The 8,615-nt window shown below is 70.2% G+C and carries 7 protein-coding genes; all 7 read right to left on the reverse strand.

Annotated features, from left to right (window positions below; all coding sequences use genetic code 11):
• Positions 1–432: 432 nt before the first annotated feature.
• The gene (gene aroA / locus VF665_RS22245) at positions 433–1,737 is read right to left on the reverse strand and encodes a 3-phosphoshikimate 1-carboxyvinyltransferase (protein ID WP_331055672.1); all 1,305 of its coding nucleotides are present in this window, start codon (positions 1,735–1,737) and stop codon (positions 433–435) included.
• A 2-nt stretch (positions 1,738–1,739) separates the two neighbouring features.
• Positions 1,740–2,432: a hypothetical protein gene (locus tag VF665_RS22250; RefSeq protein ID WP_331055673.1), complete on the reverse strand. Its 693-nt coding sequence runs from the start codon at positions 2,430–2,432 to the stop codon at positions 1,740–1,742.
• 62 nt (positions 2,433–2,494) lie between these two features.
• On the reverse strand, positions 2,495–3,274 hold the full coding sequence (locus VF665_RS22255; RefSeq protein WP_331055674.1) for a type III pantothenate kinase: 780 nt from the start codon (positions 3,272–3,274) through the stop codon (positions 2,495–2,497).
• A 725-nt stretch (positions 3,275–3,999) separates the two neighbouring features.
• A complete protein-coding gene (locus VF665_RS22260; protein WP_331055675.1) occupies positions 4,000–4,824 on the reverse strand; it encodes a biotin--[acetyl-CoA-carboxylase] ligase in 825 nt (274 codons plus the stop codon).
• Positions 4,821–5,675 (reverse strand): carboxylating nicotinate-nucleotide diphosphorylase, encoded by an 855-nt coding sequence (gene nadC / locus VF665_RS22265; protein ID WP_331055676.1) that lies wholly within the window; start codon positions 5,673–5,675, stop codon positions 4,821–4,823. The genes VF665_RS22260 and nadC overlap by 4 nt, the downstream gene beginning before the upstream one ends.
• Entirely contained in the window at positions 5,675–6,847 is a 1,173-nt protein-coding gene (gene bshA, locus VF665_RS22270) for an N-acetyl-alpha-D-glucosaminyl L-malate synthase BshA (protein WP_331055677.1), read from the reverse strand. Before bshA ends, nadC begins: the two co-directional genes overlap by 1 nt.
• Positions 6,848–7,061: 214 nt before the next feature.
• Positions 7,062–8,042, reverse strand: a complete 981-nt coding sequence (gene miaA, locus VF665_RS22275) for a tRNA (adenosine(37)-N6)-dimethylallyltransferase MiaA (protein ID WP_331055678.1) — start codon at positions 8,040–8,042, stop codon at positions 7,062–7,064.
• Positions 8,043–8,615: the final 573 nt, after the last annotated feature.

The raw sequence follows: 8,615 nt of genomic DNA on the forward strand, positions 1-8,615 counted from the left end.
GGCTCCGGGTCCGACTCCCACACGGGCTCCAGACACCACTGAGGAGGCGACCTCCGCACCGGCACACCACATACATCTATGCCGTGCTCCCGTTTCATGCGCCATGGGTCGGCGCAGCCGGTGAATGACACTCCCACGAACAGATGTGGGAGAGGGGGCACACCCCAACAGCGGGGGCCCATCCCCCCGGCCCATCCTCGTGCAAAAATGCCCCGCGGAGGGGACTAGAATCCCCTGCGGTTGAAGCCTCGAACGACGCGTGTGGGCGCCGTGTCGGGGCGTCCCGCTGTTGGAGCGGCGGATTCATCCGCTCAGGCCACCGCTCGCGGCGTCGCTGCCTGCCACCCGCGCCGGGCGATCCGCCCCGAGCAGGTGAAGTCCCCCCGTCCGTTTGGGGGGACTTTCCCCCGTTGTTGCGGCGAATTCATTCGCTCAGCCCGGACCGTGCCGCCCGCTCAACCGCTCCAGCATCCCCCAGAACCCGGGAAAGCTCACGTCCACCACGGCGCGGTCGTCCACCTGGATGTCGTTCTCCGGGCGCATCCCCAGCACACCAAAGGCCATCGCGATCCGGTGATCGTGAAACGCACGGATGCCGCCGCGCAGCGGACGATCCGATCCGCGCACCACGATCCCGTCCTCCAGTTCCTCCGCGTCCGCGCCGATGGCCCGCAGGTTCTGCGCGAGCGCGGCGATGCGGTCCGTCTCCTTCACCCGCAGCTCCCCCGCGCCCGTGATGCGCGTTTCCCCCTCCGCGCGCGCGGCGAGCACGGCCAGCATGGGAATTTCGTCGATGGCCGCCGGCACCTCCGCGCCGCCGACCGCGATTCCCCGCAGCCGCGCGGGGGCAACGAGCAGGTCCGCCACCGGCTCCCCGCCCTCCACGCGCTCGTTCTCCTGGCGGATGGCGGCGCCCATCCGCTCCACCAGGCGAAAGAAGCCGGTGCGGGTGGGGTTCACGCAGACGTTGCGGATGCGCAGCTCGCCCGCGTCCGCCAGCAGCGCCAGCGCCACCAGGAACGCCGCGGACGAGGGGTCGCCCGGCACGGCCAGGTCCAGCGGCGGCAGCGCGCGCCCGCTAGGCGCCAGGCGGATGTGCACGCCATCGTCCGTCTCCGCCGTGTCCACGCGCTCGCCCAGGGCGACGAGCATACGCTCGGTGTGGTCGCGAGAAAGCGCCGGCTCGGTGACGGAAACAGCGACGCCCGCGCCCAATCCGCCCAGCAGAACGGCGCTCTTGATCTGCGCGCTGGCCTTGGGCGAGCGGTAGTCCAGCGCACGCAGCGGCCCGCCGATGATCTCGATGGGAAGGCGGTCCGGCGCGCCCTGCTCGCGAAAGCGCGCGCCCATCGCGGCGAGCGGATCCGTGATGCGGCGCATGGGGCGGCCGCGCAGCGACTCGTCTCCCGTCAGCGTCGCGCGAAACGGCCGGCTGGCGAGCAGGCCCATCATCAACCGCGACGTGGTGCCGCTGTTGCCGCAGTCCAGCGCGCCAGACGGTTCCGCCCAGGCGCCGATCCCCCGCCCCGCCACGCGGATCTCGGAGCCGTCCGCCGGGAGAACGGGAACGCTGCAGCCCAGGGCGCGCAGCACGGACGCGGTGCTCTGGCAGTCCTCCCCCGGCAGCAGGCCCCGCAGGCGGCTTTCGCCCTCCGCCGCCGCGGCAAACATGAGCGCGCGGTGCGTAAGAGACTTGTCGCCCGGTACGGCGACGTCACCGGAAACGTGCAGCTTCATGATCAGTGCGCGCGGGGTGGATGGGGGCGAGCGGCCAACCTACCCGGCCCGCCCCGCGCCCCGCACGCTTCGCCGGTGCTCCGCGGAACCGCCTCCGTCGAGGCGGATTCGGCAATGGCTCGTTCCGCCATCCGCTTCTTGAGTTTCCGCGCGTCATCCCTCCACGACCGCCGCTCCCACCGGTGCCCGTTCTGCTCGAAGTCGATCGCGCGCCGCACGGCGTCGCCCTCAAACCAGAAATCCAGCCGCCGCTTCCACAAGTAGTGCGTCCACAGGACGGCGGGCATCAACACCAGAGGGATCTCCAGAAGCGCAATGTGATCACCAAAGATGAACCGGAGCGGATACACGCTGCAGGTCACCGCGAGGGGAATCATCAAGAAGAACCAGGCCCAGCAGGCGAACCTGCGTACGCTGTACCCCAATGCCGCGATGTAGCCGCCGGCCAGCAGACCGAGCGCTACAGCGCTGATCGACATCCCCAGCACCCCGGGCTCGCGATCATCCAGATACAGGATGCCCGTCCGGACGGATGCCGCGAACACGGCCGCGGCGGCAATATAGAGCGCCGCGACGACCGTGTTTCCCATCCAGGTGTGCTCCGGATAGCTGAGCCCCTGCATCCGCGGCGCGTCGTGCCGGGAGTCAGGGGCCGTGGGCCGGAACCATACGTCTTCGAAGTCGGGCCGGGGCATGCGCCTGCGTAACCGCGGTTGGGGATCGGGCCGGGCGATGATGCATGCAGCGGACCGGCGCGCTACCCCGCCGCGCCAGCCAGGTGCTCGCGGGCGAACTCGAGGCCGTACAGCGTGAGATACGGCTCGATGCGCTGCACCGTGCGGCAGTGCGGCCCGATCAGTTCCGCCAGCCCGCCCGTGGCGACGACGAGCAGGTCGTCGCTCCCCCACTCCTCGCGGATGCGGGTGACCGTGCCGTCGATGGCGTCCACCGCGCCGTAAAAGATGCCGCTCTGGATGCACGCGTCCGTCCGCCGCCCGATGACGCGCTGCGGCGGCACCAGTTCCACGCGCGGCAGCTTGGCGGTGCGGTCCGTAAGGCTGCTGGCTGCCGTCTTGACCCCCGGCGAAATCACCCCGCCGATGAACACGCCGTCGCGCGTGATGCAGTCGAACGTCGTCGCCGTGCCCAGGTCCACCACCACGGTGTCGGTGCCGAACATCCGCCGCGCCGCCAGCGTGTTCACGATGCGGTCCGCTCCCACGGTCATCGGCTCGTCCACGTCCAGCTGGATGGGGAGCGGTGTGCGCGCGTTCACATCCACGGCGGAAACGGACAGGTAGCGGCGGCAGGCTTCACGCAGCACCGCGGTCATCGCCGGCACCACCGAGCCGATGGTGGCGGCGCGCACCGTTGTGGACCCCGCGCCGGAAGCGGAGAGGAGCTGAACGAGGATGAGGCCGTACTCGTCCGCGGTGCGGCGGGAGTCGGTGCTCACGCGCCAGTGCCCGCGCAGCTCCGAATCCTGGAACCAGCCGATGACCGTTTCGGTGTTGCCGACGTCGAAAACGAGGTCCATGGGGGACGGAAGTGCGTGAGTGCGGGGTGCGTGAGTGCGGAACGGCGGTGCCCAGGTACAAGGGCCGAGTGCCCAGTCAGGCCCCGCGCGCCTGCGCCGCCGTACGCCGCCGTACGCCCACGAAGGCGAGACGGCGCGGAGGCGCGAGGCGCGAGACGCAAGACGCGAGACGCGACTACGAAGACGCGACGGCGCCAACACAATGCGGAACCTTCAGATACCCCGCCCACGCCCCCCCAAATGTCATCCTGAGGAGGCGCCGGCCGCCCTTTCCGCCGCACCGACAACGGGCGCCGACGAAGGATCTACTATCCCGTGAGAACGGGCGTGCGTGTCGCGACGTTGGCTCCGCGAGAAGTAGATCCTTCAGTCGCGCACGATTCGGCGCCGTGAAGGGGCGGCGCGCGCTCCATCAGGATGACAGCTTTGTGCTCATAACGAGTTCCAGCACAACAACCTGTCATCCTGAGGAGGCGCCGGCCGAACTCCTCTCAACACCGTGCTTTGGCGCCGACGAAGGATCTACTGTCCCGTGAGAACGGGCGTGCGTGTCGCGACGTTGGCTCGGCGGAAAGCAGATCCTTCGACTTCGCGCCATCCTCCGGCGCGGCGGATGGATCGGCGCGGCGCTTCGCTCAGGATGACATCGCGTTCGCGCGGGATCGTGCTCCCGCCATCCTGGATCAACATGAAGCGCGCAGCAAAACTCCTTCACCGGCAAAGGCTTACACACTGGCCCCTGACGTGGGGTCGAGCCGCACGGGGCGGACGGTGCCGGAGGTGATGGTGCGCAGAACGCCGTCCCGGCCGCGGACCAGAAGGCCGCCGCCGGGGCCGATGCCGAGCGCCACGCCTTCCATCTCCTGCGGGCCCGTGACCCGCACCTCGCGCCCTTCCAGCGCATCGCGCCGGCGCAGCGCGTCCAGCAGCGCGCCCCCGAGCTGCGCGGGCGGACAGGCCAGCGCCCGCGCGATCGCGCCCGCCACGGCGCCCGCCACGTGCACCCGCGGCGGCGCCCACCCCGCCACGATGCGCAGCGACGTGGCGAGCTCGCGCACCTCCGGCGCAAAGTCGCCCGGCGCGTGCAGCACGTTGATCCCGATCCCCACGATCACCGCGCCCGGCCCGGCCGCGTCCCAGCTCCCCTCGCACAGAATGCCGGCGAACTTGCGCCCGGCCAGCTGCAGGTCGTTGGGCCACTTGATCATCGCCGCCACGGGCCGGGTGAACGAGTCCACCGCCTCCGCCGCGGCCAGGCCCACAAGGATGGGGAGCAGCCCCGGCGCGGGAAGCTCCGCCGGCCGCGCGATCACCGACATCCAGATCCCCAGCCCCGCGGGCGACTGCCACGCCTTTCCGCCGCGGCCCCGCCCCGCCGTCTGCTCCTCGGCCACCACCACCGTTCCGTGCGGGGCACCGGAATCCGCCAGCGCGCGGGCGGCGTCGTTGGTGCTCCCGACTTCGGCGTACGCGTGCACCGCCGGAAGCGTCCACGCGGCGGCGAGCTCCGCCCCCGTGCGCCCCTCCCAGCGCTCCGGCGAACCCGTCACTCCGCCGCGCGAAGCTGCAGCGACAGGTCCAGCGCCGGTGCCGAGTGGGTCAGCGCGCCGATGGAGATGAAGTCCACCCCCGTCTCGGCGTACGAACGGATGGTTTCCAGCGTGATTCCGCCGGACGCTTCCGTTTCCGGACGCGGCGCGGCATGCGCGTGCACGATCTCCACCGCCTGCCGCATGAGCACCGGGCTCATGTTGTCGAACATGATGCGGTCCGCGCCGGTTCCCAGCGCCTCGCGCACCTCTTCCAGCGTGGTGGTCTCCACCTCCACCCGCAGCCCGCGCTCGTTCCGGGCGCGCACCGCATCCACCGCCGCGGAAATCCCGCCCGCCGCGGCAATGTGGTTGTCCTTGATCATCACCATGTCGAACAGGCCCACGCGGTGGTTGGCCCCGCCGCCCGCCACCACCGCCGCCTTTTCCAGCAGCCGCATGCCCGGCGTCGTCTTGCGCGTGTCGATGACGCGCGCCCCCGTTCCCTCCACCGCGGCCACGTAGCGGCGCGTGACCGTGGCCACGCCCGACAGGCGCTGCAGAAAGTTGAGCGCTGTCCGCTCGCCCGTGAGGATGGAGCGCGCGGAGCCCCGGATGACCATCGCCAGGTCGCCGGGCAGGAGCGCCGTGCCGTCCGGCGCGGACACCTCGATCTCCAGCGACGGATCCACGCGGCGGAACGCCTCCGCCGCCACCTCCGCGCCGGCGATCACCCCCGCGGCCTTGGCGACGATGCGCGCCTCGGCCCGGCGCCCCTCCGGCACCGTCCACAGCGTGGTGAAGTCTCCCTCGCCCACATCTTCGGCCAGCGCGGCGTCGACGAGCGCCGCGGCTTCGGCGGAAAGCGCCATCAGTCGTCTCCCGTGGCGGCCAGCTCGGGAACGGCCACCGCGGCCGGCCCGGCGATCACCCGTTCGTAGAATCGTTCGTACTGCGGAACAATGGTGTCCGCGGCAAAGCGGTCCACCGCGACCCGCGTGGCGTCCAGGCTCATCCGCGACCAGCGCGCGTTGTCGGAAAGAATGTGCACCGCGGCGTCCGCCATCGCTTCCACGTCGCCGATCTCGCCCAGGTGACCGGTCACGCCCTCCTCCACCACCTCGGGAATGCCGCCCGCGCGGGACGCCACCACCGGCGTGCCGCTCGCCATGGCCTCCAGCGCCACCAGCCCGAACGACTCGCTCTCCGACGGCAGAAGCATCAGGTCCGCGCACGCCATCAGCTCGGCCACCGACTCCTGCTTGCCCAGAAAAATGACGCGGTTGCTGATCCCCAGCTCCTCGGCCTCGGCAATGGCGAGCGGCCGGTCCGGCCCGTCGCCCACAAAGACGAGGCGCGAGGGAACGCGGCGGTTCAGCCGCTCAAAGATGCGCACCACGTCGCGGATGCGCTTGACCGGGCGAAAGTTGCTCACGTGCAGAACCAGCATTTCGCCCGGCCGCACCAGCGCGTCCTTGTGGCAGGGGTGCGTGGCGCGGTCGTACAGCTTGGGGTCGATGAAGTTGTAGATGACCTCGATGTCCTCTTCCGGCACGGCGAAGTGGTCCACCGTTTCGCGCTTCAGGTAGTCCGACACGGCGGTGATGCCGTCGGACTTGCCCATGCTGAACTTGGTGATGTCGAACCAGCTGCGCTCCTGCCCCACCAGCGTGATGTCGGTGCCGTGCAGCGTGGTGACGATCTTGAGGGGGTGGCTGGCGCCCAGCATTTCCTTGGCGATCCACGCGGAGGTGGCGTGCGGAATGGCGTAGTGGACGTGCAGCAGGTCCAGCCCGTGGCGCAGCGTGGTTTCGTGCATCGCCGCGGCCAGCGCGAGCGAATAGTTGTGGTGCTCGAAGAGCGGGTAGCGCGCCGTCTCCACTTCGTGAAAGTAGATGCGCTCCATGAAGTGCGACAGGCGGAACGGCTGGGCGTACGAGATGAAGTGAATCTCGTGCCCACGCTGCGCCAGCTCGATTCCCAGTTCCGTCGCCACGGCCCCGGAGCCGCCGTAGGTGGGATAGCAGGTGATGCCGATCTTCATGGAATCGCTCGGAGGCGAAGAAGAGTCAAAGAAAAGTGCCCAGGTTCAAGCGCCCGGTGCCCAGGTGCAGGGAAAAGTGCCCCGGCTCAAGTGCCGGGAGAAGTGCCCAGGTTCAAGTGCCCAGTGCCGAAGGACGTGTATACGCGGTCCAGCATCGGATCGCCGTTGGGCACTTGACCCTGGGCACTGGGCACTTCTCTTCCCGCACCCGTGGTCAGCAGCCCCGATCGCCCTTGGGCACTTGACCCTGAGCACTGGGCACTTGTTTTCCTGCTGTCCACGCCGCCACGATCGCGTCCGCAAGCTCCGCGCGCGGCCGGGTGGCGTCCAGCCACACCGCGCCGGGGGGAAGCTGGGTGCGAAACCAGGTGCGCTGGCGCTTGGTGTACGACTTGGTGTTCTTCCCCACCTCGGCCAGTGCGTCGGGCAGCGTGCGCTCGCGGCGAAAGTACGGCATCAGCTCCGCGTAGCCGTGCGCGTTCAGCCCGGGCGCGTCCTCGCCGTACCGGCCGATCAGGGCGCGCACCTCGTCCAGCAGCCCGCCTAACACCATCTCGCCGATGCGCCGGTCGATGCGCGCGTGCAGCACGTCGCGCGGCACGTCCAGCACGAACGGGAGCACGGCGACGGGCTCCTCCACGGGGCCGGAGTTGCGGTGCCACCACGAGATGGGCCGGCCGGTGAGCAGCGGCACTTCCAGCGCGCGCATCAACCGCTGGCGCCCGCCCCAGTGCCGGAAGCGCTCGGCGGATTCGGGATCGTGCGCCTCCAGCCAGCGGTGCACCGTGGCGTCGTCCATCCGCTCCATGAGCGCGGTGATGCGGGCGCGCGGCGCGGGCGGCAGCTCCGGTGCCTGAAAGATGGGATGGGTAAGGGCGCGAAGAAAGAACCCGGTCCCGCCCACCAGCAGCGGCACCCGGTTTCTCCCCTGGATTTCAGTGATCTTCGCCCGCGCGTACTCCGCCCAGCGCGCGGCGTTGAAGCGCTCCGAGGGATCGGCGATGTCGATCCCCCAGTGCGGAACGGCGGCCCGCTCCTCCGCCGTCGGCTTGGCGGTCCCCACGTCCATCCCGCGGAAGACGGAGCGGGAATCCATGCTGATGATTTCGCCATCCACCCGCCGCGCCACTTCGATGCCGAGCGCGGTCTTTCCGGATGCGGTGGGGCCGACAAGGGCAAGGGCGGCGTACGGCATCAGCGGGCGGGGGCGGGACGGGAGGCGCGGGGCCGCAGTGCGTGGGATACGACGGTCCGCCGCCCAAGAGCGAATGAATTCGCCGCTGGAGAAGCACAAAGTCCGCCTTCGCGGACTGCGGCGGCGGACATCTGCCTGATGTGCGGAATCATGATGGCGCCGCGTGCCCCCGCTCGGGAAGCCGATCGCGCGCTTTTATCCTGAGAGCACGTTGGAAGATCGGTCGGGTCTGAGCGCCGGACCGTCAGGGTCATTCTGAGGGAGGCGCCGCGCGTGCTCTCCCCATGCTGAGACCCTGGCGCCGACTGAAGAATCCCGCCACACAGCGTCCCATGCACGGCGGGTTGCGCGGCGTGCCGTGACGGTTGCAGACGCAGCGAGGAGGCCGGGGCACTCCGCGCCGGCCAGCGTCCAAGCCGATCCTTCGGCCCAGGATCCTTCAGTCGCACGAGATCCAGCGCGGCGGCGGGTGCGGTGCGCTGCTCCTTCAGGATGACACTCGGGCGCCGAAGTGTGGGGCCGAACGCTAGCGTACCCATCATCCCGATCGCCCGAAGCGCTTGTGCAGTTCCG

Source organism: Longimicrobium sp., from assembly GCF_036387355.1.
GTDB lineage: Bacteria > Gemmatimonadota > Gemmatimonadetes > Longimicrobiales > Longimicrobiaceae > Longimicrobium.

Coding starts and splice junctions, on each gene's coding strand:
- nadC (WP_331055676.1), bottom strand. CDS start 5,675: ATGGCGCTTTCCGCCGAAGCCGCGGCGCTCGTCGACGCCGCGCTGGCC.
- miaA (WP_331055678.1), bottom strand. CDS start 8,042: ATGCCGTACGCCGCCCTTGCCCTTGTCGGCCCCACCGCATCCGGAAAG.
- bshA (WP_331055677.1), bottom strand. CDS start 6,847: ATGAAGATCGGCATCACCTGCTATCCCACCTACGGCGGCTCCGGGGCC.
- VF665_RS22255 (WP_331055674.1), bottom strand. CDS start 3,274: ATGGACCTCGTTTTCGACGTCGGCAACACCGAAACGGTCATCGGCTGG.
- aroA (WP_331055672.1), bottom strand. CDS start 1,737: ATGAAGCTGCACGTTTCCGGTGACGTCGCCGTACCGGGCGACAAGTCT.
- VF665_RS22250 (WP_331055673.1), bottom strand. CDS start 2,432: ATGCCCCGGCCCGACTTCGAAGACGTATGGTTCCGGCCCACGGCCCCT.